This window comes from Aeribacillus sp. FSL K6-8210, assembly GCF_037963925.1.
In the GTDB taxonomy this organism is placed as follows: domain Bacteria; phylum Bacillota; class Bacilli; order Bacillales; family Aeribacillaceae; genus Aeribacillus; species Aeribacillus composti.
Genome location: NZ_CP150172.1, coordinates 325,084 through 350,416, shown reverse-complemented (window position 1 = coordinate 350,416; position 25,333 = coordinate 325,084). Strand labels below are relative to the sequence as shown.

At 39.1% G+C, this 25,333-nt stretch carries 23 protein-coding genes and 1 pseudogene; 13 read left to right on the top strand and 11 right to left on the bottom strand.

Annotation, left to right across the window (positions count from 1 at the left end):
• Positions 1-241: 241 nt before the first annotated feature.
• The 6 genes from NSQ41_RS01750 to NSQ41_RS01725 form a co-directional block, all read right to left on the bottom strand.
• Positions 242-985 carry a glycerophosphodiester phosphodiesterase gene (locus NSQ41_RS01750; RefSeq protein WP_198318557.1) on the bottom strand — a complete coding sequence of 248 codons (744 nt, stop codon included), beginning with the start codon at positions 983-985 and terminating at the stop codon, positions 242-244.
• Positions 986-1,035: 50 nt separating this feature from the next.
• Positions 1,036-2,385 (bottom strand): ABC transporter substrate-binding protein, encoded by a 1,350-nt coding sequence (locus tag NSQ41_RS01745; protein WP_339210874.1) that lies wholly within the window; start codon positions 2,383-2,385, stop codon positions 1,036-1,038.
• A gap of 16 nt (positions 2,386-2,401) precedes the next feature.
• Complete coding sequence (locus NSQ41_RS01740) at positions 2,402-3,214, bottom strand: carbohydrate ABC transporter permease (protein WP_094244980.1); 813 nt, start codon at positions 3,212-3,214, stop codon at positions 2,402-2,404.
• Complete coding sequence (locus NSQ41_RS01735) at positions 3,211-4,071, bottom strand: sugar ABC transporter permease (protein ID WP_339199941.1); 861 nt, start codon at positions 4,069-4,071, stop codon at positions 3,211-3,213. The genes NSQ41_RS01740 and NSQ41_RS01735 overlap by 4 nt, the downstream gene beginning before the upstream one ends.
• 62 nt (positions 4,072-4,133) lie before the next feature.
• Positions 4,134-5,255, bottom strand: a complete 1,122-nt coding sequence (gene ugpC / locus NSQ41_RS01730; RefSeq protein WP_094244978.1) for a sn-glycerol-3-phosphate ABC transporter ATP-binding protein UgpC — start codon at positions 5,253-5,255, stop codon at positions 4,134-4,136.
• Between the two features lie 193 nt (positions 5,256-5,448).
• The gene (locus tag NSQ41_RS01725) at positions 5,449-6,672 is read right to left on the bottom strand and encodes an MFS transporter (protein WP_339210873.1); all 1,224 of its coding nucleotides are present in this window, start codon (positions 6,670-6,672) and stop codon (positions 5,449-5,451) included.
• A 289-nt stretch (positions 6,673-6,961) separates the two neighbouring features.
• Between NSQ41_RS01725 and NSQ41_RS01720 the strand changes: the two are divergent.
• From NSQ41_RS01720 to NSQ41_RS01710, 3 genes and pseudogenes are all read left to right on the top strand, one after another.
• Positions 6,962-8,326, top strand: a pseudogene (locus tag NSQ41_RS01720) (ISLre2 family transposase).
• Positions 8,327-8,857: 531 nt separating this feature from the next.
• Positions 8,858-9,358, top strand: coding sequence for a hypothetical protein (locus NSQ41_RS01715; RefSeq protein ID WP_339210872.1), 501 nt, complete (start codon positions 8,858-8,860; stop codon positions 9,356-9,358).
• A 22-nt stretch (positions 9,359-9,380) separates the two neighbouring features.
• The gene (locus tag NSQ41_RS01710) at positions 9,381-9,611 is read left to right on the top strand and encodes a hypothetical protein (protein ID WP_339210870.1); all 231 of its coding nucleotides are present in this window, start codon (positions 9,381-9,383) and stop codon (positions 9,609-9,611) included.
• A gap of 299 nt (positions 9,612-9,910) precedes the next feature.
• On the opposite strand, the gene NSQ41_RS01705 is transcribed toward NSQ41_RS01710, so the two are convergent.
• Complete coding sequence (locus NSQ41_RS01705; protein WP_339210869.1) at positions 9,911-11,110, bottom strand: MFS transporter; 1,200 nt, start codon at positions 11,108-11,110, stop codon at positions 9,911-9,913.
• Between the two features lie 162 nt (positions 11,111-11,272).
• On the opposite strand from NSQ41_RS01705, the gene NSQ41_RS01700 reads away from it, so the two are divergent.
• The 3 genes from NSQ41_RS01700 to NSQ41_RS01690 all read left to right on the top strand — a co-directional run bounded on the left by NSQ41_RS01700 (position 11,273) and on the right by NSQ41_RS01690 (position 14,709).
• Positions 11,273-11,917, top strand: a complete 645-nt coding sequence (locus NSQ41_RS01700; RefSeq protein ID WP_339198439.1) for an SDR family oxidoreductase — start codon at positions 11,273-11,275, stop codon at positions 11,915-11,917.
• Between the two features lie 24 nt (positions 11,918-11,941).
• Positions 11,942-12,940, top strand: coding sequence for an LLM class flavin-dependent oxidoreductase (locus NSQ41_RS01695; RefSeq protein WP_339210867.1), 999 nt, complete (start codon positions 11,942-11,944; stop codon positions 12,938-12,940).
• Between the two features lie 281 nt (positions 12,941-13,221).
• Complete coding sequence (locus NSQ41_RS01690) at positions 13,222-14,709, top strand: peptide MFS transporter (RefSeq protein ID WP_327847759.1); 1,488 nt, start codon at positions 13,222-13,224, stop codon at positions 14,707-14,709.
• A 119-nt stretch (positions 14,710-14,828) separates the two neighbouring features.
• Here the strand turns inward: NSQ41_RS01690 and NSQ41_RS01685 are convergent, their stop codons facing one another.
• The 3 genes from NSQ41_RS01685 to NSQ41_RS01675 all read right to left on the bottom strand — a co-directional run bounded on the left by NSQ41_RS01685 (position 14,829) and on the right by NSQ41_RS01675 (position 17,084).
• Positions 14,829-15,353: a type 1 glutamine amidotransferase domain-containing protein gene (locus tag NSQ41_RS01685; RefSeq protein WP_066247109.1), complete on the bottom strand. Its 525-nt coding sequence runs from the start codon at positions 15,351-15,353 to the stop codon at positions 14,829-14,831.
• Between the two features lie 572 nt (positions 15,354-15,925).
• Positions 15,926-16,786, bottom strand: coding sequence for a fructosamine kinase family protein (locus NSQ41_RS01680; protein WP_339194019.1), 861 nt, complete (start codon positions 16,784-16,786; stop codon positions 15,926-15,928).
• A gap of 94 nt (positions 16,787-16,880) precedes the next feature.
• Positions 16,881-17,084, bottom strand: a complete 204-nt coding sequence (locus NSQ41_RS01675; protein WP_339210865.1) for a hypothetical protein — start codon at positions 17,082-17,084, stop codon at positions 16,881-16,883.
• A 221-nt stretch (positions 17,085-17,305) separates the two neighbouring features.
• Here NSQ41_RS01675 and NSQ41_RS01670 point away from each other — a divergent pair, with 221 nt between their 5' ends.
• From NSQ41_RS01670 to NSQ41_RS01640, 7 genes are all read left to right on the top strand, one after another.
• Positions 17,306-17,485: an SE1832 family protein gene (locus NSQ41_RS01670; RefSeq protein WP_063388738.1), complete on the top strand. Its 180-nt coding sequence runs from the start codon at positions 17,306-17,308 to the stop codon at positions 17,483-17,485.
• Between the two features lie 1,785 nt (positions 17,486-19,270).
• A complete protein-coding gene (locus NSQ41_RS01665; RefSeq protein ID WP_327873198.1) occupies positions 19,271-19,999 on the top strand; it encodes an amino acid ABC transporter ATP-binding protein in 729 nt (242 codons plus the stop codon).
• Between the two features lie 21 nt (positions 20,000-20,020).
• Positions 20,021-20,887 carry a glutamate ABC transporter substrate-binding protein gene (locus NSQ41_RS01660; protein WP_066247116.1) on the top strand — a complete coding sequence of 289 codons (867 nt, stop codon included), beginning with the start codon at positions 20,021-20,023 and terminating at the stop codon, positions 20,885-20,887.
• A gap of 63 nt (positions 20,888-20,950) precedes the next feature.
• The gene (locus tag NSQ41_RS01655) at positions 20,951-21,604 is read left to right on the top strand and encodes an amino acid ABC transporter permease (RefSeq protein WP_327856070.1); all 654 of its coding nucleotides are present in this window, start codon (positions 20,951-20,953) and stop codon (positions 21,602-21,604) included.
• A gap of 122 nt (positions 21,605-21,726) precedes the next feature.
• On the top strand, positions 21,727-22,377 hold the full coding sequence (locus tag NSQ41_RS01650) for an amino acid ABC transporter permease (protein WP_339210863.1): 651 nt from the start codon (positions 21,727-21,729) through the stop codon (positions 22,375-22,377).
• Positions 22,378-22,438: 61 nt separating this feature from the next.
• Positions 22,439-23,704, top strand: a complete 1,266-nt coding sequence (locus NSQ41_RS01645; protein ID WP_339210861.1) for an ATP-binding protein — start codon at positions 22,439-22,441, stop codon at positions 23,702-23,704.
• Positions 23,705-23,736: 32 nt separating this feature from the next.
• Positions 23,737-24,666 (top strand): response regulator, encoded by a 930-nt coding sequence (locus NSQ41_RS01640; RefSeq protein ID WP_339210859.1) that lies wholly within the window; start codon positions 23,737-23,739, stop codon positions 24,664-24,666.
• 179 nt (positions 24,667-24,845) lie between these two features.
• Here the strand turns inward: NSQ41_RS01640 and NSQ41_RS01635 are convergent, their stop codons facing one another.
• The gene (locus tag NSQ41_RS01635; RefSeq protein ID WP_339210856.1) at positions 24,846-25,208 is read right to left on the bottom strand and encodes a hypothetical protein; all 363 of its coding nucleotides are present in this window, start codon (positions 25,206-25,208) and stop codon (positions 24,846-24,848) included.
• Positions 25,209-25,333 lie beyond the last annotated feature (125 nt).

The window sequence follows — 25,333 nt, the reverse complement described above, 5'->3', positions numbered from 1 at the left end:
TACCTAGCCTCATATGAAGTTCGTGTTCCTCAAACCGGAAGTTTGCCGCTCGCTTCCTTCAGATTCCGCGTCGCCACGGACACCCTTGCGTTAAGCTAACTGCTACTTCTGCCTTCGCAGCTCGGGACTTTCACCCTATAGATTACACCCATGCCGGGCGCACACAAAACCCAAGAATGTTGTTATATCTACATTCTTGGGCCTTTTATTTGGAAACATATGATACGAAAATGGTCTTTTTTCAGACAGCCCCTTCATTTACAAGGCTTATAAATGCATCCGGAACATCTGTGATAATGGCAGACACATTGGCCTCCTTCAAGGGGATATAGTCTTTTACATGATTGACAGTGTAAACCCTTAAACGGCATCCTTCATTGACAGCTTCTTTTCCATATTTACTTAAGGCAAAAGATTTTTGGCAATGGATGTCCGCATGAATGGCTTTCGCTTTCTCAACGGCATTTCTTTTGATGCCTTGTATTAGAAAAGCTAAAGAAATGTTCTCGTCTAAACTTCGAACCTTTTCCAAACTTTCGTAGCAAAATGATGAAATAATAATGCGATCCTGCAAAGAATAGCGATAAACCTCATGCAATACATTTTCCTCTAAATTCAAATAGCGAAACAGACTGTTTTTCAGTTCGATGTTTACCGTTATCGGATCGCCGATTGACGAAATAAACCGCAAAACTTCTCCCAATCTCGGAACCATTTCGTTTGAAAAATCCGGGTGAAACCAGCTTCCTGCATCAAATCGGCTTAGTTCTTGATACGTATAATCTTTCACAAAACCTGTCCCGTTTGTCGTTCTGTCCACTCGCTCATCATGAATCACTACAACTTCACCATCTTTTGTCATCTGCACGTCCAATTCGATGCCCTCCACTTTTAATTCGGCTGCTGCACGGAAAGCAGCCATCGTGTTTTCAGGATATTTGCCGCTAAACCCGCGATGAGCATAAATATGCATCGTTTCACCCATTTTCATCTCTCCTTAAAACTACAAATCTATAAAACATTTCGCGCTGCATGTTAATTTTCCTGTTTTTTGTTTGCAACTTCCAACGCACGATCCACTTCTTGGGCGGCCCGGTCAAGAGCCTGTTTCGGATCCATGCCTTGATAAATGTTTTCCATTGCGGTTACAATCTTTTGCCGCGCTTCAGGAAATACGGAAATAAGCGCACCTTGAGTAGCGGCCGTTGGCTTTGTATCATGAAGCTGGTCAACCGTCACTTTTAATTGCGGATATTTTTCCCATTCTTGTTTCACAATATCTTCTTCATACGCTTTTGGATTGATTGCAAAATAACCAGATTCTACATGCCATTTTGCTTGTACTTCCGGTGTTGTTAAATATTTCATAAATTCCCATGCCGCTTTTTGTGTTTCTTCCTCAATGCCCGCAGACATCCAAATAGATGCCCCGCCAATAATGACGCCTTGTCTTTCAACATTATCCGGCACCGGCAAATATGAAACGCCAACATCAAATGGGGCGTTGTCTACAATTGCTTTCACGCCGGCGGAGGAATCCAAATACATGGCGATTTTGCCTGACTGAAAGGCGGCGCGGATATCATCCCAGTTTGTTCCAACATTATAATATGTACCTTCTTTGTACATGTCGGCTATCAATTCAAAAACTCTTAAACCTTCTTCACTATTAAAAACCGCTTTCTGTGCATTGCCCTCGCGTCCGTTTTCTTGGTCAACGAAATGCCCGCCTTGAACTGCTAAAAGCTCCTCAAAAAACCAGCCGTAATTTAAAATGGAAAAGCCGTAGCGTTCTTGGCCTTTCGTCAATTTTTTGGCTGCGTCTTTCAACTCGCTGTATGTCATTGGCGGCTTTTCTGGATCCAAACCGGCTTCTTTAAAGACATCTTTATTGTAAATCAATACGGGGGTTGAAGAATTAAACGGCATCGAATATTGCACTCCGCCAACCGAATAATAGTTTGAAATGTTTTTTTCCCATTGGGAAGTATCATAATTCTCCTCATCAATGAATTTTTGCACCGGTTGTATTTTTCCGCTATCGATCATATACTTCGTCCCCACTTCAAAAATTTGCATTATGGCAGGGGCATCTTTCGTACCTGCGACAGTATTAAACTTTGTCAGCGCTTCTTCATATGAACCTTGAAAAATCGGCTTTACTTCAATATTCTCCTGCTTTTTATTAAATTCGTCCACGATTTCATTGAGAACAGGCTCTAATTCACCACCCATCGCATGCCAAAAAATTACTTCCGTTTTTTCTCCATCGGACTGATTTTGCTTTTCCCCATTTGCTTCAGAACTGGATGGTTGGTTGGAACTTGAACATGCACTTAAAAAAAGCAGTAGGCAAAAGAAAAGCAGCATCATTGGTTTTTTCATAATTGGACAACCTCCCTTATTTAATTGCGCCCTGTGTCAACCCGCTTTGCAACCTTTTTTGTCCAGCAAACAGCAGAATTAACGTCGGCAAAATAACGATGACCACAGCTGCCATAACCACCCCCCATTCAGTAGAAATTTCTTGCGACTGCATTTGCTTCAGACCAATTTGCACCGTTCGGACCGAATCATTGTTTGTCACAAGAAGCGGCCACAAATACATATTCCAAGCCGTTAAAAAGCTGTAAATCCCTAAGGTTACTAAACTAGTTTTGGAAACCGGAAGAACGACGCTCCAAAAAAAACGAAAACGGGAAATGCCGGCCACCAGTGACGCTTCATACAATTCGATTGGAATCGTTTTGAAATGCTGCCGAAGCAAAAATGTCCCAAATGCGAGAGCAAAAAATGGAACGGTCAAACCTGTATATGTATTAAGCCACCCCAATTTTTGCACGGTCATAAAATTCGGAACCATCGTTGCTTCCCATGGAATCATCATCGTGGAGATAAAAAGGAAAAACAGAAAATCTCTTCCACGAAACGTCAAAAAAGCAAAAGCAAACGCAGCTAAACTTGACACAACTAATTGGCCCACCATGATCGCCAGCGAAACGATAAAGCTGTTCCACAAATAACGCAGAAGCGGCACTCGTTCAAAAGCGGACATGTAATTATCAAATGTAAAAGATTGCGGTATAATGCGTCCTCCTAAAACTTCTCTTCCTTCCATAAAGCTGATCATAAATGCATAAAAGATCGGAAAAACCATAACCGCCGCTGACATGATCAAAAGGATGTATAAAATGATGGTTTTGGCCGTTCTCATTGGTAATGCACCTTCTTCTCGCCAATCTTAAATTGCAGCAATGTGACTAGCAAAATGGCAAAGAACAACAGCACCGCCTGAGCACTTGCAGAGCCGATATTATGATTTATAAAAGCATCTTTGTAAATGGAATAAACAATCACATTGGTTGTTTCAATCGGTCCGCCTTTTGTTAACATATCGATCTGCCCAAAGGTTTGGAACGCATTGATCAGCGAAACCGTAATGATGAAAAACAAAGTGGGCGACAACAGCGGAAGAGTAATCTTCCTTAATTGATAAAAATAGCCGACACCAGCAATTTTGGCATACTCGTATAATTGTTGATCGATGTTTTGCAGGCCTCCCAGCAGCACAAGAAAAGCAAAACCGGTATTCATCCAAATCGTTGCTGCCGAAACGGCCAACAGCGCATATTTCGGATCCAGCAGCCATTGCGTTTCAGAAAGCCCAAAAACTTGAACAATTTGATTGAATAGGCCGATCGCCGGGTTATACATAAACATCCAGATGACAGAAGACGCTGCGACACTCATCCCCATTGTCGAAGAGAAAATTGTTCGGAAAAAACCGATCCCCTTTAACTTTTCGTTTGCAATAATTGCTAAAAACAGAGCGAGCAAAATGCCCGCAGGCACCGTATAAAGAACAAATAAGACGGTAGCTTTTATACTATTTTGAAAGCTTGGCGACTGGAATAAATAAGTGAAATTTTCGAACCCGACAAAACGGATCGGCTCTCCTTGTCCATCGGTCAAAAACAAGCTCAAATAGATTGTTCTAGCCATCGGATAAAACAAAAAAATGGAAAACAGCACGAGCGAGGGCGACAAATAAAGTGCTCCTTGGACAAACATCGGCAATGTCCGCCGCCCTTTTTCTTTTTCTTCAACCTTTACCGGCAGCTCTGTCTCAGCTTTCATAGCAGTATCTCCTCCTCCAAAGAAAATGAACTTTTTTCTTGTGGAGATGAATATAATCGTTGGCCATTTTTTGCACTAAAAAGAAAAATGTCTTGTTCATTGACAACAATTGGTATTTTCTTGCCAATTGGTATGTTCCATTGCCCATTCCAACGAGCCACCCACTGAACATTTGCCATTTGAAAGGAAATAAAAGTTTCAGTACCTAATATTTCACTATTGACTGTTGTGACCACTAGGGCATTTTCTCCGTTTCGAGCCAATCGGATCGCTTCAGGCCGAATACCGATCAGCAAATCTTTTTCTTTTACAGTTTTGCTCACTTTTTCAGAAATGGCAAAGGCTCGCCCATCTTCAAAAATCAGCACATTCCCTTCAAACTTCACCTTCGCAAGATTCATCGGGGGAGAACCGATAAAGGAGGCGACAAATGTGTTGGCAGGCCGATTATAAATATCAAGCGGCCTTCCGATTTGCTGGATTTCCCCCTTATTTAAAACCATCATGCGGTCGGCCATGGTCATGGCTTCGATTTGGTCGTGTGTAACATAAATCATCGTAATGCCTAATTGCCGCTGGATTTGCCGTATTTCCGAACGCATTTTTGCTCTTAGCTTCGCATCAAGGTTTGACAAAGGTTCATCCATTAAACAAATTGAAGATTGCGTGACAATCGCTCTCGCTAAAGCAACACGCTGCCTCTGTCCCCCGGAAAGTTCGCGAGGTTTGCGGTCTAATAATTCCGTCAAACCAAGCATTTCAGCCGCTTCTTGGCATCTTCTTTTTTGTTCTTGCTTGCTGATTTTCTTTGTATGCAAGCCGAAGCGAATGTTTTTTTCGACAGTTAAATGGGGAAACAGCGCATAGTTTTGAAACACCATTGAAATGTCACGTTCATGAGGAAGCAAATGATTGGCCTTTCTCCCCTCTATCCAAATTTCACCTTCGGATATATTTTCTAATCCTGCAATCATCCTTAACATCGTGCTTTTCCCACAACCGGAAGGCCCTACAAGAACAAAAAATTCTCCGGTTTCGATTGACACAGAGATCTCGTGAATGACGTAGTGATGGCCGTCGTATGATTTTGAAACATTGAGTAAATCCACTTTTTTCATTTCGGAATCTCCTTTCTGCGAAACATGCCGAATCCACCTTTTTTTACAGGGAATTACATGGATTCCATACATTTCATTTTAAGCGGAAACTTTTAACGAAATGTTAATAAAGATTGGAAAATTGTAAAATTGCTTTGAATCTTTTGTAAAAAACATTTTTTCAACAAAAAAAAGCGGCAATCAACATCCGCTTTCATTCCCGTTCATCTGCTTCCATTTCAACATATTTATTTCGCCCGGCTCCTAAACCGAACGCCGTCATCAAAACACAAGCGGCAATAAATGAAATGATGGTCATCGTCCAAGAATGGGTCTGATCATACAAAAAGCCAAACAAAATAGGGCCGAAAGCAGCCAGCAAATAACCGATTGACTGAGCCATCCCCGACAATGCAGATGCATGTTCGGCGCTTCTCGTTCTAAGACCGAAAAAAGCCAAAGCCAGCCCGACGCTCGCTCCTTGGCCAATGCCAATGAAAGTCATCCATAAGATGATCCAAAAAATACCGCCTCCATTTAACAGACCAATCAAACCAACTATATAAACCACTCCTAAAACGGCTACAATCCATCTTTGATCTGCAAACTTGTCAGCAAGCGCCGGAGCCATAAAGGTGGCAGGCAAACCGGCAATCTGCATAAGAAATAACATCCAGCCGGCAGTTGCAGCATTCAGCCCATCCGCCTGTAAAATTTCCGGAATCCACGCAATGGAACTATAAAACAAAAATGATTGAAACCCCATAAAAAAAGTGACCTGCCAAGCGAGAGGCGAGCGCAGCAAAAATCCACCTGCTGCGTTTCCAGTTTGCCGAGGCGCACGGCCTTCTTTCCAATGTATTTGAGGAAGCCATAAAAATAAACCCAAAATAGCCAATACTGCCCAAAAAAGCAAAGCGTTCCTCCATCCTAGCCCCAAACCTTCCGACAGTGGAATGCTCAATCCTGAAGCAGTGCCTGCCAGCATCCCCATCGCCGTTGAATAAACACTTGTCATCAAACCAACTCTTTCTGGGAATTTCTTTTTTACAATCCCCGGCAGGAGGACATTGCTAACAGCAATACCAATCCCGATCATAACAGTCCCTAAAAATAATCCAACGGTAGAACCAAAGGATCTGACAATCATCCCAGCAAAAAGTACAACTAGCCCGCCAAAGACAGCTGCTTCATTGCCGTATCGATTTCCCATCTTCGGAGCAAGAGGCGAAAGAACAGCAAATGCAATGAGCGGAATTGTCGTCAAAAGGCCTGCCGCCCCATTGGTAATTCCTAGATCATCCCGAATAGAACCGACGAGCGGCCCCACCGATGTAATGGCCGGACGCAAATTAAACGCAACAAGGATGATGCCGATAATGAAAAACGTATTCCGGGCATGTATTGCTTTTGCACTTTCCAACGCATTGTGCTCCATCAAAATCCCCCCTTATTTCCTTTAGCCTGCCTTAACAACCAATATTTATATACTAATCCCCCATCACCAAAAAAATCAATAAAACAAACAAAACCGTGTGAGTAAAATGTTTGTGGGAGAAATTCTTAGAATTCCCCGATGAGGGGGTTGGGAACGTAGGTTCGCAATCCCCCTCATCGGGGCCACCAAGCAAAGCGCGGTAGGATCCCAAGCAGGAAACATGAAAAAAGGACTCTCTCCCTGGTAAGATGATCATTGTTCACACCATCAAACAGGAGGAGAGAGTCCCATGAATATTCAACAACATCTTACCACAAATTCGTTGACATTCAAAGAGATCGAACTTGATTTGTTTCGAGCCTTGCAAAACGCCTTCACCGAGCTGTTTACGGCTCTGTTGGAGGACATCGACCGACAATTGGCGGAAACCCGGGACAAGCGCCGGTACCACTTGAAAGACAAACGACGCACCACGATTCAAACCTTGTTTGGCGAAGTTACCTTTGAGCGAAACTACTATTTAGACCGAGAACAAAACCGTTACACGTTTTTGCTTGATTCCTTTTTAGCGTTTGATGGATCGCAGTCAATCAGCCCTTGTCTAGAAGAAACGGCGGTGGGATTGGCTGTGGAGTGCTCTTCCTATCGCAAAGCGGCTCATACGCTTGCCCAGATGGTCGGGTATCCGGTGATGAGCCATGAGACGATCCGCCAGTTGGTGCTCGAGGCTGAAGTTCCGCTGCACTGCCCGGTTGACCAGCGATATGGACGGGTGCTGTTTGTGGAGGCCGATGGACTGTTTGTCTCTCGCCAAGGGAAGGGAAAACGGCCAAGGAAGACAAAATCCTGACCGTTCACGAAGGATGGAAGCGCAACGGCTCACGGATCGAATTCGTGAATCAGCGCCATTACGTCCATGAGGGCAAGGGGGAGGTGTGGGAAGGCTTCGAGGAATTTTTGATGAACGAATATGCCTATGATCCGTGTCGGGATCTTCTTGTCATCAACGGGGACGGCGCTCCATGGATTACTGCGTGCCGGGAGTATTTCAAAGGACGGGTCTGCTTCCAATTGGATCGATTCCACGTGGCGCGTGAGTTGCGCCAATGCCTCTCGGGCCATCCACGGTGGCAGGCGATTCGGCAAAAGCTGGCGAAGCAGGATGAAGAGAAGCTGCTTGTGGAACTGAACAGCGCCCTCGGCACGCTGGGGGACGAAGCGAAAGAACAACAGCTGGCTGCCTTGATCCACCGGATCGAATCGATGCCGGGATGCATCCGTGATTACCGGGAATGGCTGAAGGAGCAAGGAGTGGACACAACGGGCATGTATCCGATGGGGAGGGCTGAAAGCGTGATGAGCCAGCTGGCATATCGGGTGAAATACTGCCGCAGTTGGACAGACAAGGGACTCAGGGCGTTTTTCAAGGCAATGATTGCCCGGATGGATGGGATTCGTCTTTTCGGACATCGTTTAGGAGAAGAATCGTCGCATCCGGCGGAGGAAACGGCATCTACCAAACAGACGATCGTGAACAAGGCGAAACAACGCATCCGCCGTCTTCTTCCAGAGGTAACGCGGAAACAAGCCATATTTACAGCAATCGTCCGGGACTCCGATCTATCATGCCCTGTCTGAATTCAAGGGATGGTAAAAAAAGGTATACATATTCGCCCGTCATGGCTAGAGATGAGAGTCCAAAAGCGCTTACGGATGAAATTCAAAAAAATGGTTCGCTAACCTATGACTTACTTCTTTTTTCAGCGAATCAAAAAAGTTCCCACAAAGTCTTGACTGACTCATGTTATATAGAGGGGTTGAAAACAACATAATACTATAATAACATTAATGGAAATGTATCCCAATCGCTAAAAACCTACATAAAATTGGAAGTTTAAAGGGGGGATTTTATAGAACAGCTAAAAAGGTTGGAAAATCAAAAATATTTTTAACAATGCTGTTTTTTATCGGATATGTGATTTCTCTACCTGTTTAAACATTTTAAGAACCAAAAATTGAAAGGCGATGTTTGATATGAACCGCATGAAATGTATTTTAGTTTTGCTTTAATTTTTTCATCTGTAGGAACTGCAGGTATATCTACTCTAAAAGCTTCTCAATTTAAAGATGAGGAGATCATTTATAACCAAGATATTCCTAATTTTGAAGTTTGGAAGATGGTGTTTTGATAGATGGAAAATTTTATAGTCCAGAGGAATTTGAGGAGTATTTAAAATCACCTGAGATTGTTGTTATAAGTGATGGTAATGGTGGTTCTTCTATTCAACCTTTCTTTGCATTGGCTCCCGCTATTTATTTTGTTCCTGGTGTTGGTCAAGTTGCATTACTAGCGACTGGTGCAATAGTAGTTGGTGGGGTTACTATTAAGGCTGGAAGTTGGCTCTATAAAACTATTTCTAACTATTTTAATGATCCTAAAAGAGTAATTGCTTCTAATTATGGAATACCACAATCATTGTTAGATTCAAACGGAAAAGTGAAATTAGGTTCTTTTAAAGATAAACACGGGAATACACCTCTAACTAAAAATTCTGGTACTTTTAAAAATGGGAAGTGGTCAGTAGAAAAAGATACAGCAGGACGTGGTGGACGTGTATGGAAATTAAAGAAAGATGAAAAAAGAATAGCTTCTTTAGATAAAAATGGGAAAGTGTTATCCAAATAAAGAATAGGAGTAGATTTAGTTTATGAAGAAAATGACTTTTAACGGTTTTACACTTAATTATCATGAATCAATTAATGTTTATGTAAATGAAGAAACAAAGCAAGTTATTTTCATTTCTAAAAATAATGATGAAATACACGGGGTCCTAGAACTTGATGAAGAAAATAAAGTTAAAATACATCCTAGATGGAATGTAAACTTTTCAATTGAAAATAAAGAGGTTACAATAGGTGTTAATTATGAGGAAGAATAATCAATATTATTAATCACTATCAACAAGCTGGAATGGGGCTGTCAAGAAAATCGTTTTTCACTGACTTTCTTGACAGCCCCTTCTTAAACATTGCATCCATCGCCGATGTGAACATTCATTTATCAAATGGAACCTTCCAAATACAATAAAAAGCTTGGGGTTGTCCAAAAAGTCAAATCCCCATTGAAAACAAACAATCACAAACACCGATATATCAACGTTTCTAAAACATTAAAAGGGGCAGTCAATAAGCCGAAAAAACGACTTTGAACTGCCCCGGCTTTTTATTTAGTTTCTTTTTACACATACTTATTTCGTCCGGCATTCAATCCAGCAATGATCATCAAAACACAGACAGCAATAAACAATAAAATGGGCACCACCCACGAATGAGTTTTGTCATACAAAACGCCAATTAAAATGGGCCCAAAAGCAGCAAGCAAATAACCAATTGATTGCGCCATTCCCGATAAAGCGGAAGCTTGCTCGGAGCTTCTTGTTCTTAAACCAAATAGCGCTAATACGAGCCCAATGCTTGCCCCTTGTCCAATACCGATTAAAATAATCCAAAAGACAATCAGTAAAAGAGGCCCGCCATACAATAATCCAACGAGACCTGCTAAATAAATAGCTCCTAAAACCGCTACAATTCGCCTTTGATCTGCATATTTGTCCGACAGTGCCGGAGCGACAAATGTTGCCGGCAAGCCAGCAATTTGCACAAGAAACAGCATCCAACCAGCTGTTGAAGCACTTAATCCGTCCGCCTGCAAAATTTCAGGAAGCCATGCAACCATACTATAAAATAAGAACGATTGAAGACCCATAAAAAATGTGACTTGCCATGCCAGCGGCGACCGGAGCAAAAAACCATTTGAAATATGTTCAATTGGCGGTTTCGCGGATCTCTGTTTTCCACTAATTAATGGAAACCATAAACATATCGCCACAATTGCTAAAATTGCCCAAAATAATAAGGCATTTTTCCATCCAAATTTTAATCCTTCCGACAACGGAATTGCTAAACCGGAAGCGATCCCTGCAAGCATACCCATAGCTGTTGAATAAACGCTTGTCATCAGTCCGATTTTATCCGGGAACCGTTCTTTTACAATACCCGGAAGAAGCACATTTCCAATGGCAATGCCTACTCCAATCAATACAGTTCCTAAAAGCAGACCGATCATCGCTCCGAATGTTCGAATAATCATTCCTGCAAGAAGCACGACTAACCCGGCAAAAATCGCCGTTTCATTTCCATATCGGCTTGCAAATTTCGGAGCTAATGGCGAAAGAACCGCAAAAACGATTAACGGGATAGTCGTTAGTAAACCCGCAACCCCGTTGGAGATTCCGAGATCTTCACGAATATAACCGATGAGCGGTCCGACCGAAGTAATAGCAGGACGCAAATTAAAAGCAGCAAAGATGATTCCAACTATCAAGAGCATTTTTTTACTAGAAATTTCTTTTTCTGCCTTTACCGTATAGCGTTCCATACTCACCCCTCCTTTACCCCCTTGAACATCTTAAAAGTCAATTATTAATATACTAATCCCCATCGATGGGAAAATCAACCACATACCATGTATCGATCATTTGAGAAAACAGCCAGCTTCTGGAATAATGTTAATAAACGATGTTTGAAAGGAGAGTCCGTTATGGAAATTGTTGTAGTTGGCGCCAATGGAAAAATCGGAAAAATTCTTGTTCAGTTATTAAAAGAAAGCAACGAGCACACAGTGAAAGCAATGATCCGCAACGAAAACCAAAAAGAATATTTTGACTCGATCGGAGTCAAGACGGTTTTAGCTGATTTGGAAGGCACAGTCGATCAGATTGCCGAGGCGATCAAAGGTGCGGAAGGGATCGTCTTTACCGCAGGTTCAGGCGGACATACAGGTGCAGATAAAACTCTTTTAGTAGATCTAGACGGTGCCGTAAAAACAATTGAAGCAGCAGAAAAGACAGGCGTTCAACGGTTTATAATGGTCAGCGCTCTGCAAGCCCATAATAGACAAAATTGGAACGAAAAGATTAAACATTATTATGTTGCCAAGCATTATGCCGACCGTTTCCTTGTCCAAAGCCGTTTAAACTATACAATTGTCCGGCCGGGGGCGCTGTTGGATGAGAAAGGAACCGGAAAAATAAAAATTGCCGAAAATCTTGAAAGAGCCGCCATTCCAAGAGAAGATGTGGCTTCGGTTATTTTTGCATCAATAATGGAGAAAAACACTTTTCGCCGCTCATTTGACCTAGTCTCAGGAAACACCCCGATTCGCGAAGCATTAAAAAATTTTTAATATACGAAGAAAGGTTGGCGAATAATGCAGGTTAGCATTTTAGACCAAGCACCGATTTTGAACAACTCAACAGCAAAAGAGGCGTTGGAGCAATCCATTCAACTGGCCGTAATGGCGGAAAAACTAGGCTATACCCGCTACTGGATTGCGGAGCATCACAATCTTTCCGGACTTGCCTGCTCCGCTCCAGAAATTATGCTCCCAGTTATAGGGGCAAAAACAAAATCGATTCGCATCGGGTCAGGCGCAACGCTTCTCCCCCACTATAAGCCGTATAAAGTTGCGGAAATGTTTAATATGCTGGCAACATTATTTCCTAACCGCATTGATCTTGGGATCGGGCGGGCCCCCGGAGGAGACGCTCAATCAAGCATTGCGTTATCCGGCAATTATCTCGAAAATGTAAAAAACATACCGAAAACCGTTCAAGAGCTGCTTCATTTTTTATATAATGACTATCCAAAAAATGAATTATTTTCGAGCATCTCAGCCTCTCCTTTGCCAAATATTCCTCCTGAACCTTGGATCCTTGGCACAAGCATAAAGAGCGCCTTTTTAGCAGCTGAAAACGGCATTTCCTATGCATTTGGCCAATTTATGAGCAATGAAGACGGGCGGCAAATTATTCAAACATATAAAAATCAGTTCCAGAAAAAAAGAAAACAGCAGCCAAAGACAATTGTCACAGTCTCGGCAATATGCGCTGAAACTAACGAAAAAGCGGAGCAAATTGCCTTCAGCAGCTTTTTATGGAATCTTCAGCATCATAAAGGAAAAACACTTGATTTTCCATTAAAAGAAGAAGCAAAGCAGCAATTGCTGAATTCAGATGAATTTCAACAGTTTCAAAAGAATATGATCATTGGCGATCCAACATTTGTCGTTCACCGTTTATATGAATTAAAAAATTGGTATGAAGCAGATGAATTGATGATCATAACAATAACTGGAAGCTATGAAGAACGCACAAAATCGTATCAATTGATAGCAGAGGAAATAAATAGAAAGAAATCTTATCGTTAATATAATCAATATGACCATGGATAAAATCGGTTTAACCTATATGGGAACCGATTTTTTCTTTTTCCAATCCCCCATTTCATATTGTATCCTCCTCTTTTTTTAAAAATTCCCTAACTTACAACTGTTTCAAATATTATATATATATAATTTTATACATTTAACAGTTGACGTTTTAATTATATTAAAATATTATTTAAAGAGCGGTAGGACGGTTATTTTTTATTTTCGGACAATTCAAAACATCTTAAAAATTATACAAAAATAATGGAGGTTTATTTTTTATGATAACAAAGGAGCAGATTGTCCAAAGCCTTCCGCAAAAAGGTTTTTTTGGACATCCAAAAGGATTATTTACGCTGTTTTTTACGGAGTTTTGGGAACGTTTTTCCTATTACGGAATGAGAGCAATACTTCTTTATTATATGTATTATGAAGTTTCTAAAGGCGGTTTGGGAATAGATGAAGCTACCGCTGCATCGATTATGGCGATCTACGGTTCTCTCGTGTATATGTCGGGAACGATTGGAGGATGGATTGCAGACCGCCTGTTAGGGACAAGCAAAACTGTTTTTTACGGCGGAATTTTAATCATGCTCGGCCATATCGTCTTATCCTTCCCTGGAAATATTGAAGCTTTATTCATTTCCATGACGCTGATTGTTCTCGGTACTGGACTTTTAAAGCCGAATGTATCAAGTGTTGTCGGCGATCTTTATGCAGATAACGATGCCCGCCGCGATTCAGGGTTTAGTATTTTTTACATGGGTATTAATTTAGGTGGATTTTTAGCTCCCATTATTGTTGGAACTTTAGGACAAGGATATAATTTCCATCTTGGCTTTGCTCTTGCTGCTATTGGTATGTTTTTCGGGCTTTTGACATTTGTCCTAACAAAAAAGAAAAACCTTGGTCTCGCCGGAACACAGGTGCCTAACCCATTACAACCGGAAGAACGAAAAAAAGTATTCACTATTTTCGGCATCGGCGCTTTAGTAATTATCGCCTTTTTAGCTGTCACCATCCCTGCAGGACTTTTGACTATAAATAGCTTTACTATGATTGTCAGCATCCTCGGAATTGTAATACCTGCATGTTATTTTATATTTATGTACCGGAGTCCTAAAACAACAGAAGTGGAGCGTTCGCGTGTAATTGCTTACATTCCGCTCTTTATTGCCGCAGTAGTTTTTTGGGCTATTCAAGAACAAGGGGCTATTATTTTGGCCACTTATGCAGATAAGCGCACCCAATTATCCTATGCAGGACTTGAACTGCACTCATCATGGTTTCAATCATTGAACCCTTTATTTATCATCTTTTTGGCGCCGGTTTTTGCATGGTTTTGGGTGAAGCTTGGAAAGCGTCAGCCATCAACACCGAGCAAGTTTGCATTCGGACTTATTTTTGGCGGTCTATCATTTCTAGTTATGATCATTCCTGCTTATGTAAACGGTACTGAGTCATTAGTTAGCCCTTTATGGCTCGTACTTAGCTTCTTCCTTGTTGTAATCGGAGAGCTGTGCTTGTCCCCAGTAGGACTTTCAGCAACTACAAAGCTTGCTCCAGCGGCTTTTTCAGCGCAAACAATGAGCCTATGGTTTTTAACTAGTGCAGCCGCTCAAGCCATTAATGCCCAGCTTGTAAAATACTACACAGTTGAAACAGAAATTGTTTATTTTGGCATTATCGGCATGATTTCAATTATTCTTGGCCTTATTTTATTCTTCATGGCACCTATGATTAAACGTTTGATGAAAGATGTTCTATAATAAAGTCTTGCTGCATGATAAAAACCTGCCTGTTCAAACATAAACAGGCAGGTTTTTTGCCATATATGAAGTTTGTTTTTGCCAAGATCACTCAGCAAAAATCTTGAATTTCTTTCCGCTTACTTTGATACTTTATCCAAAAGCTTCAATGATTCTCTATTAAATGCTTCTAAGTCAGCAGGTGTGCGGCTTGTAACCAATTGGTTTTGGCACACGACAACTTCTTCGTCATGATAGTTGGCGCCTGCATACTCCATATCTACGCGAATTGATTTATAGCCAGTTGCATCCCGACCTTCCAATGCTTTTGCCGAAATTAGCAGCTGAGGTCCATGACAAATAGCAAATACCGGTTTTTTCGCATCCATCATAGCTTTTACAAAAGAAACAAAACGGTCATCCGCACGCAAAATGTCCGGCGAGAAACCTCCCGGCAAAAGAAGTGCATCAAAATCGTCCGGTTTTACATCATCAATCGAATAGTCAATTTTAACTTCCGCTTCACCTTTTTTTCCTTTAACTTTTTTGCCAGCTTCTTTTTCAATTGTGACCACTTCATGACCTGCTGATTGAAATGCTTCTGCAGGACTTGTGAACTCACTGTCTTCGAACAAGTCTGTAATAAGAGTAGCTACTTTTGCCATGTGATCAACTCCTTTATTTTAGATTATCATAAAAAATTTTGTGGAAACATTTATTTGCTTCATATATTATGATCAATTACCTATATTACTAATCAAACGTTTGTTTAACAATAAATATGATTGCCAAAATCAGCAGTCTCGCAATGCGGCTGCCTTCATCGGCGTTTAGAGGCGGAATTTTTCAGATAAATCGAATCAACCGAGACAAAATGGACCAAGCAAGCTATTAAGCCTGTTTCATTTGTCTTCAATATAGAAATGCTGTCAGCTTCAAGTCCTTGTATTTTGATGCTGAGTTCAGTATTCCAACCTCTTTCAGCTAATAAACCGAATGCGCCGGGCAGCGAAGCTTTGACATTACAGTTGAATTAGAAAATGAAAACGTTGGTTTATAAATTTATTTGAGAAGAGCGGGCTTTTAAATAAGAATTTCGGGGAGGGACGACAACTATCTTTTCTTTCTGGAAGAAAACATTTGATCGTTTGCACAATTAGGGAGTTGCAAACTCTTAAAACGAAGGGAAACAGTTGTCTAAACCGAAAAAACTAACGGTTCTCAGTCCTCATCTTTTTTAAACATACATTTTTAATATGCGGTCTACTGCTCCACCATATGATTCCCCAAACAAATTCAGATGGACAAGCAAATAATAAAGCTGGTACAAAGGCTTGATTTCCTCATATCTTTCGGAAAGAGGGTAATATTCTTCATATGAGCGGTAAAAATCTTGGGAAAAGCCGCCAAATAATTCGGTAAAGGCAATTTCAAAATGGCGATCTCCATACATTACGGACGGATCAATTAAAAATGGTTCCCCATTCGGTCCAACTATCCAATTCCCTCCCCATAAATCGCCGTGTAAAAGAGAAGCCTCCACGTTTGCTGGAATCCATTCATGCAAGCGATTAAGGAGAGTTTCCAATCTTTTTCCACGTTCACCACGTATATAATTTTTCTTGATTCCTATTTCCATTTGTCCGCTTAAACGGTAGTCCCGATAGTATTCAAGCCAAGATGACATAAGGCGGTTTCTTTGAGGCAGCGTTCCAATATATGTATTTTTCGAATATCCGTGATATACAAAATGGCTTTTGTGTAAAGCTGCCAGCTTTTGGCCTAACAGCTTTTCTGTATTATCATCTTTATTACCGTTCACCCATTCCATGATCAAAAATCCCTCGTTGGAATTCTCGGAGTAAGCAAACACCTTCGGTACGCGCACGGTGTTAGTATCCCTAATCAGTTGAAGCCCTTCCGCTTCCAGACGGAAAAAATCTTCGGGAGCTTCTAAATTGTACTTTAAAAAATACGTTTGGTTTTCTGTCTGTACAAAATAGCTTTCGTTAATATCACCTCCGCTTACTTTCCGAATGTTTTCGATTACTCCAAAATCTCCAGCAGCCCTTAATGCTTCCGCTATAATTTTTTTCATCCTGCCTCCTCTTTTTCTTTTTTGTACTTATCTTTTCATAAATCATATATCTTTTGCAACGAAATCAACAAAGCAGCCTTTATTAATTGAAAAGTTATTTTTCTTTAGATTTCATTGTTCCAACAATAAAATATTCAAGAGCTTTTACATCTTCTATTAATTTTCTCCGTAATTGTTGATATGTTTCAAAAGATTGGTAGTCTAAATGATGATTTTCTTCAAACATTGAGCATAAATCGTTAAAGTTTTTGTAGATTCGGTCAAAATTTTTTTCCATCAGCACCAAAACATTTTTCATTCTCCTTTTCCTACTCCTTTTCCAAAAACCCCTTAAAAGAGACGGTGCAAAAATTCTCCTTATTTTATTTCGGAAAAAATAATTATATTTTCGACTCTTTCATAAATAATAGTTACTTTTCATACATTTTTAGTTGGAATCACTCATATCGTGTAAGGTATCATTCCGACATTCATGATAAAATGGTAAACAGGAAATCATATACATTGGAGTGAATATTGATGACAAAACAAGAAATTGAACAAAGAATCGCCGAATTAAAATCTGACTATATCCGCATTCAAGGGGACATCGAAAAGCTTGAATCAGTCGGAGGAAATATAGAAAAAGCGGAACAGCAGCTTACGGAAATTGAAAATGAGTTGGCCAATCTTAGAACGGCGCTGAACAAGCAGCGTTAACACCAAGATCAAATTCCGCTGTCCGTTTCCTTTCATAATCATTTTCATTGATCCATTGGATGGGACTGTGTGGTTTTATCCCCTCCAGGTGGAAAGTAAAAAAAGTGTTCTTAGGAGTCTGCCGGAGAGGGGATTTTTTATGGTGAAAAATCAAACATGTAACTCATATTCAGAAGATCTGAAACGTGAAGTCGTTCGTTTGAAATGAAAGGAGGGCTCCCTTATCGCCAACTCCGTAAACACTTTGGAATTAAGCGGCATACGCAAAATTTAAGAAATGTCAAAATATAGAGGCTTTTTGATGCGTTTTTACGATCGGCGGGAAGTATGAAAACACATGCAATTTAAAAGTTTAGAAGAAGAAAGCACAAGTCGATTTGCTTAAAAAGCGCCGTCCAAATCTACACGGGAAGAAGTGGCCCTGAAAGCCGATCGGTTTCATATTATTGATAAAGCATTTATGTTTGTTGCGATCATTTTTTTAGGATTTCGTAAATGCTTTCATTTTTTCTAAATCACAATGATGATGATAAATCAAAAAAAATTAGAACTGATTGCTAGATGAGATCAAATCGAACAGGCGGACACATCCCAATATGTAACGAAATCCATATACTTTCATTTCCAGATCCTTTTTTTATTTCTAATTTACACGGCTAAGAGTATGACAGACACTGTACGTCGCCTTTCGGATAAATCGCTCCTCCTCCAGTCCTGGCAATCATCGAATACGCTTAAAGCACTTCTTGACACCTCTTTTGTAAAGGTTTTACAAAATTTTGTCCACCTACGAAAAAATCCAAAATTTTGCGATGTCCTTTTTCGTTTACTCTAAACACTACATAAATGACTTTTTTCAACCGTCGTAATCCAAATATAAAACGGCATAACGCTTGGATAGTGGACGGTTGCTCCATTTTTGATGTCCTCTCTTTCTGGTCATACAACTGATCTGATCGTCAGGAGAATAGGGACTTTCATCCACATGCTAATTTCCCGTGTCTTGATGATCGCTTCCTAAAGCGAGCCCGTATAGTGTTTATAAAAGGGAAATTCGCGTTTGAAATTCCGAGTTTCGTTCTTAGCACCAAAAGGGCATCAGTCTAATCGATCTCCGGGTAAAGAAAACGCATGGAAGTTGTTTCGGCAGTTTGCATCGGAATAATTGAGTAAATTTTAAAAGAGAAGCCCGATCTTGAGTCTCGCCTTCATGAACCTAAGCAGTAATCGAAGTGTGATGTACACGATAAATACCATCCAACGAGCGATCAAGGAGATTCGGAAACGTCTAAAGCCGATGAACAGTTTAAGCAGTTAAGAATCCGCTGAAAAAGCATTATATTTGACCTTTCAAACTTTTAGCAGAACGAAAAGTTGCGAAGATTTGCAGAAGCGCAGGAAGCCCTCCAGCGAAAATTCGAAGAACGTAACAATTAATCATATATGGCAGATTAATTGTGTTTACTGCTTAATGATGCCTCTTTTTTATGGGTTAAAACGTTAATATTTTTGGAATTTGACTTTCTAGACAGTCTCCTGCAAAGGAAATCGGTTCCCTATCAATTCCAAACTCATTCAGAAATATTGTATCTGCCCCGCATTACATAAAATTTTTTAAAGTATCCCCATTTATACCATTCTCTACTTTTGTAAAAAAATATGACAAGGTTTTTTATTTGGTTTTTGTAATTTTTTGTAGATTTTCGTAGATTTAATTTAATATTAATTTAAAATTTGTTAAATATTTTAAAAATTATTTACATATAGAAAGGAGGGGGTTGATTAATGATCATTTTCCGTGAAGTAAATAAACATTACGGAAAATTCCATGTTCTGCAAAATATCAATCTGCATATTAAACAAGGGGAAGTTGTCGTCATTATAGGTCCTTCAGGATCCGGGAAAAGTACACTCGTTCGTTGTATTAACAGGCTTGAAACAATTTCTAGTGGAGAATTAATAGTAGATAATGTAAAAGTTCATGACAAAAAAACAGATATAAATAAATTACGCCGCAACATCGGGATGGTATTTCAACATTTTCATCTTTATCCTCACAAAACCGTCCTACAAAACATTACGCTGGCTCCTATAAAAGTGTTAGGAGTTGCAAAAGAAGAGGCTGAAAGAACTGCAATGTACTATTTAGAAAAAGTAGGAATACCTGATAAGGCAAATTCCTATCCATCCTCTCTATCCGGAGGACAACAACAGCGTGTTGCAATTGCCCGTGGTCTTGCAATGAAACCAAAAATCATGTTGTTTGATGAACCAACTTCTGCACTGGATCCAGAAACAATCGGAGAAGTGTTAGACGTCATGAAAAAGCTGGCGAAAGAAGGGATGACCATGGTGGTTGTAACACACGAAATGGGTTTTGCCCGAGAAGTTGCAGACCGAATTGTGTTTATTGATCAAGGGAAAATTTTGGAGGTTTCAACACCTGAAGAATTTTTCTCCAATCCAAAAGAAGAAAGAGCAAAAAATTTCCTAAACAGAATATTAAATCATTAAATATGAAGGGGGATGTTATATATGAGCTTTCGATCATTCTGTAAGAAAATACTTTCCATTTCTTTAATTTCTATTTTATGTATATCTATTTTGTCAGCCTGCGGCGGAAAAACTACTACTAATACTACTGCAGAACAAGAAAAAACAGAAAATTCTTCCGACAATCAAAATACGTTAGAAAAAATAAAAGAAAGGGACAAATTGATTGTCGGCGTAAAATATGATTTAAATCTTTTCGGACTTAAGGATCCTAAAACCGGAAAGGTGGAAGGGTTTGATATCGATATTGCTAAAGGTTTAGCTAAAAAAATATTAGGAGATGAAAATAAAATCGAACTGAAAGAAGTAACTTCTAAAACCCGAATTCCTCTTTTAAACAATGGCGATATCGACTGTATCATTGCCACAATGACTATATCGGAAGAGCGCAAAAAAGAAGTAGATTTTTCAGATGTTTATTTTATGGCCGGACAATCTTTACTTGTGAAGAAAGACAGCAAAATCAACGGTATTTCTGACGTCAAAAAAGGTGTAACCGTTTTAACGGCAAAAGGATCTACTTCCGCTCAAAATATTCGTGAAAAAGCACCAGAAGCAACTGTATTAGAATTTGAAAATTATGCTGAAGCCTTTACTGCTTTAAAAGCTGGTCAAGGAGATGCTTTGACAACAGATAATGCTTTATTACTAGGAATGGCAAAGCAAGATCCTAATTTCCGAGTCGTTGATGAAACATTTACAGAAGAACCTTATGGAATTGCTGTCCGCAAAGGTGATACAGAATTTGTAAATACAATTAATGAATATTTAAAAGAAATTAAAGAAAACGGTGAATATGACAAAATTTATGAGAAATGGATCGGAGACGTACCAAAAAATGAAAAATAATTTAATAAACAGATGAGCGGTTTTTCACCCTCATCTGTTTCTTCCTGAAAGGAGTGATTATATTTGTTGAATTTTTCCATACTCATTGATCATTGGGATATGTATATAGAAGGCTTTTTTAATACAATAAAAGCTAGTGTATTAGCTATGATTGCAAGCTTAGTTGTAGGAACAATTATCGCTATTTTCCGTATAGCTCCCTTTCGACCACTCAATTGGCTTGGCACGATGTATGTGGAATTTATCCGAAACATCCCGTTGATGTTAATAGTATTTGTATTCTTTTTCGCTCCTTCCGCTTTGGGGTTACGCATTAATTCTTTTTTGGCAGGAACACTAGGTCTTACAACTTATACAGCCGCATTTATCGCCGAGTCGATACGTGCAGGTATTCAAGCAGTACCGAAAGGTCAAATGGAAGCTGCCCGTTCTTCCGGTTTAACATACGTACAAACGATGTGGTATATTATTTTGCCACAAGCAATTAAAATTGTTATCCCTCCATTAGGAAATCAATTTCTTAATCTTGTGAAAAACTCGTCTGTACTCGGTGTAATTGCTGGCTTAGATCTCATGTATTTCGGTGATTTAATATCTTCTGAAACATTCGTAACATTTGATGTATATATTTTTGTTGCTATGTTTTACTTGCTGTTAACTATTCCTTTAAGCTTAAGTGTCAGTTTCCTTGAACGCAGACTAGCAAAAAATAGATAAAGAGGATAACCCTCTACCATGTAAATATATTGAATAAATTCAATTTGTATCCATTAACATGAGGTTAAGAATCTATAGGTGTTAAAGAATTGGGAGAAATTATAGAGGGAGGGGAAAACAAAATGGATTTTATTGGTGCTTATTCTCCCAGTCATATCATATTTCTTTTGAAAGGATTTTCTGTCACCCTACTTGTTGCTTTTATATCCATTACCCTTAGTTTTATATTCGGCATCATGATCGGTGTATTGCGTTACACAAAAGTTCCGATCATTAGTCACCTACTGGCCGTTTGGGTGGAAACGATTCGAAACTTACCGTTATTATTAATTATTTTCTTTACATTTTTTGCTCTTCCAGAAATAGGGTTAAAATTAGATAAAATGGCCGCTGCCATTTTAGCATTAGTAGTTTTTGAATCTACTATGTTGTCAGAAATTGTTCGAAGTGGATTAAATTCCATTGAAAAAGGTCAAATAGAAGCTGCTCGTTCTTCTGGATTAAATTATTTGCAAACTTTATGGTATATTATACTGCCGCAAGCTTTACGCCGGATGGTTCCGCCAATTGTCAGTCAATTCATTTCACTACTAAAGGATACTTCTTTTGCTGTCGTGATCTCTTTACCAGAATTAATGAATCATGCACAAATCATTAATGGCAAAAATATCAACTATGTCATTCCGATCTTTATTTTAGTTGCTCTCATGTATTTTACTGTAAATTATTTATTATCATTAGTTTCAAGACGGTTGGAAAACAAATATATCTAAATAGACGTTTCGTAGGTTTCTGGCCATAATGGTATTATAATTGTCTATGAGGGAGAATGCGATGAATAACCGCCTTTGGACACTTGTTGTCCTTGTTTTCACTACTGCACTTCTGGGAGAAATGAAAATCAATCCTTTTGATAATTTTTTTCGATTTTCATTAGGAAGTGCAATTTTCTTCTTTGGATTACTATCTTTTCGATCTGCTCCTATCCTTGTAACTGGATTTAGTACTGGCATTTTTGTTTTGCTGTTTCGGATGATGATCGATCTTATATTAGGGCAAGTCTTTTGGATCGACAGTTTCTTTATCCATTTACCCGCTGCCTTTTACTATTTTAATTTTACTTTACTCGTTTATGTTACAAAAATACAAAAATATTTAAAAACTCCCATTCGTGTAGGAATCATTGGAGCATGCATTGATTTTTCATCTAATATGGTGGAATTATCTTTTCGCATACTAATACAAGAACAATTTACCCTCACGTTAGAAACTATTTGGATGCTACTTTTATTTGGGATTTTGAGAAGTTTTTGCGCAGTAGGGCTTTACAATATTTTGAATTTTTCTCAATTAAAAGCCATAAGTGAAGCGCGACAACATGAACTCGAACGTCTCGTTATGATCAATACAAGCCTTTATGAAGAAACATTTTTTTTGCGAAAATCAATGAGCCATCTAGAAGATATTACTAGAAAAAGTTATCAACTATATATGCGTTTAATGGAATTAGAAAATAAAGAGGCAAGTACAGCCCTTTATATTGCTGAACATGTTCATGAAGTGAAAAAAGATTCACAAAAGATTTTGGCAGGATTATCTAAACTAATGAGTCAAGAGCAACTAAACCTTCATATTTCCATTACAGATATTTGCGATTTAGTTATTAAAACAAATCAAAAATATGCAGAAGCTTTAGAAAAGCCAATTCAATTCCAAAAAAAATGTGATATTGACTCATGTACTAACCATGTATATGCTCTTCTATCTGTATTAAACAACCTTGTTTCAAACGCAGTCGAAGCAATACATCATTCAGGTTGGGTTGAACTGCGTGTAGTGGAAGATAATCATAACATAAAATTTTTCGTAACCGACTCCGGTATTGGTATATCCGAGGAAGATCAAGACTGGATTTTTGAACCCGGATTTACAACAAAATTTGACAAAAACGGGAATCCATCAACAGGAATCGGTTTGACACACGCCCAAAAAATTGTACAAAATTTAAATGGTTCAATACAATTATCAAATGAAAAAGGACAACCTACTCAATTTATAGTAACGATACCAAAAGATCAGCTGTTTAAAACGCTTACATAGGTATTCCATAATAAAGAAAGGGGGGGAATGTGATGTACCTTCGCTTCTTCCTAATTGAAGACGATCCTGTTATTAGAAGAATGTTGGAAAAAATAATAACAGACAGCGGGCTTGGAAAAGTTATCGGACAAGCAGATGATGGGATTAACGTTTCAATCGATCAACTCAAAAATGTGGATGTTATTCTAATTGATCTATTGATGCCTCGACTAGACGGCATTCAAACAATGAAAAAATTGAGAAGCGAAGGATTCACCGGTCCCTTTATTATGATTTCTCAAGTTGAAAATAAAGAAATGGTCGGTGAAGCATACTTGCAAGGTGTCGACACATACATTCAAAAACCTATTAACAAATACGAAGTTGTTTCCGTTTTAAAACGAGTTGCCAACCATCTTGCCTTATCTTCTTCACTTATATCTATTCGCAATTTATTAGAAGTAATGGATGATAAAGATCAGCAACCATTTTTAAAAGCTTCTACATATTCTGCAAAACATTCGATTGAGGAAAAAGCTTGCCATCTCCTTCTGACTTTAGGCATTGCTGGCGAGACGGGAACTTCTGACATATTAGCAGTGATAAAATGGCTAGAGGCTCGAGAACAGAATGGAAAAAATATACACGACCTTCCTCAATTAAAAGACTTATACAAACAAATTTTGCTGCAATCTGGAAATCATTTTGATGAAGAATCTCTACAAAAGGAATTGCGTGCCATGGAACAGCGTATTCGCCGAATAGTTTTACAAACATTCACCAATTTAGCTTCAATTGGATTAACTGATTATACAAATCCTAATTTCGAACATTACGCCCCTCGTTTATTTGATTTTGAAGAAATCCGCCAACGAATGGAGGAACTAAAAAATGGAGAAAAGACAACAAAATGCCGATTGAGCATAAAAAAATTTATAACTGCACTTTATTTAGAGACAAAAGAAGAAATGAATTTTCACTAGTTTCTTACATATATAGTAAAAATTATTTTTCATCAGCATCTCTTGTCCACCTCCACCGATGAATTGGAATCTATTCCCGGCAATCTGTTGACACATGTTATATCTTAGTCCTTTCTTTTATAAGGGAAATGATCCGCCGAATATAAAGTTGTAAGAAAGCAATGATCATCATACTATGTCTACTGCACAATAAAAAACTGAACCACCGCACGAATGATATAGTTGACCGAAAAAAGAAAGCTCATGGAAGGGATTTTTATGTGGAAAGCCTTCGATAACATATAATATAACAATCGGTTAAGTCCAAATTTTTTTGTAAATTTCCCTCTTTGATAGAAACATGGATCTGATGGCTTGAAGTGGCAGGTAAATCCGGCAAGTCTTCCTGTCGGTCGTCTTCCCGAACAAATGATCATGTTGTCAAGGAACGTTGCGGCAGGGATCTTGCCCAGAATTCCACGTTCTCCTTGATACAGCGAATGAGTCATCGCCAGAGTTTTCGAATTCACCATTCGAGTTTCTTGCTCTTTCGTTTTCAACAACCGCCTTTAGCTCCTGTCACTTTTCTGCCCTGCTACGACTCTTTATTCAATGCCTAACAGATTGGGTTTACGCATTTCAACTGGCTCTTTTTTTGACGGCAAAAAATAGATCGACCATATTAGAT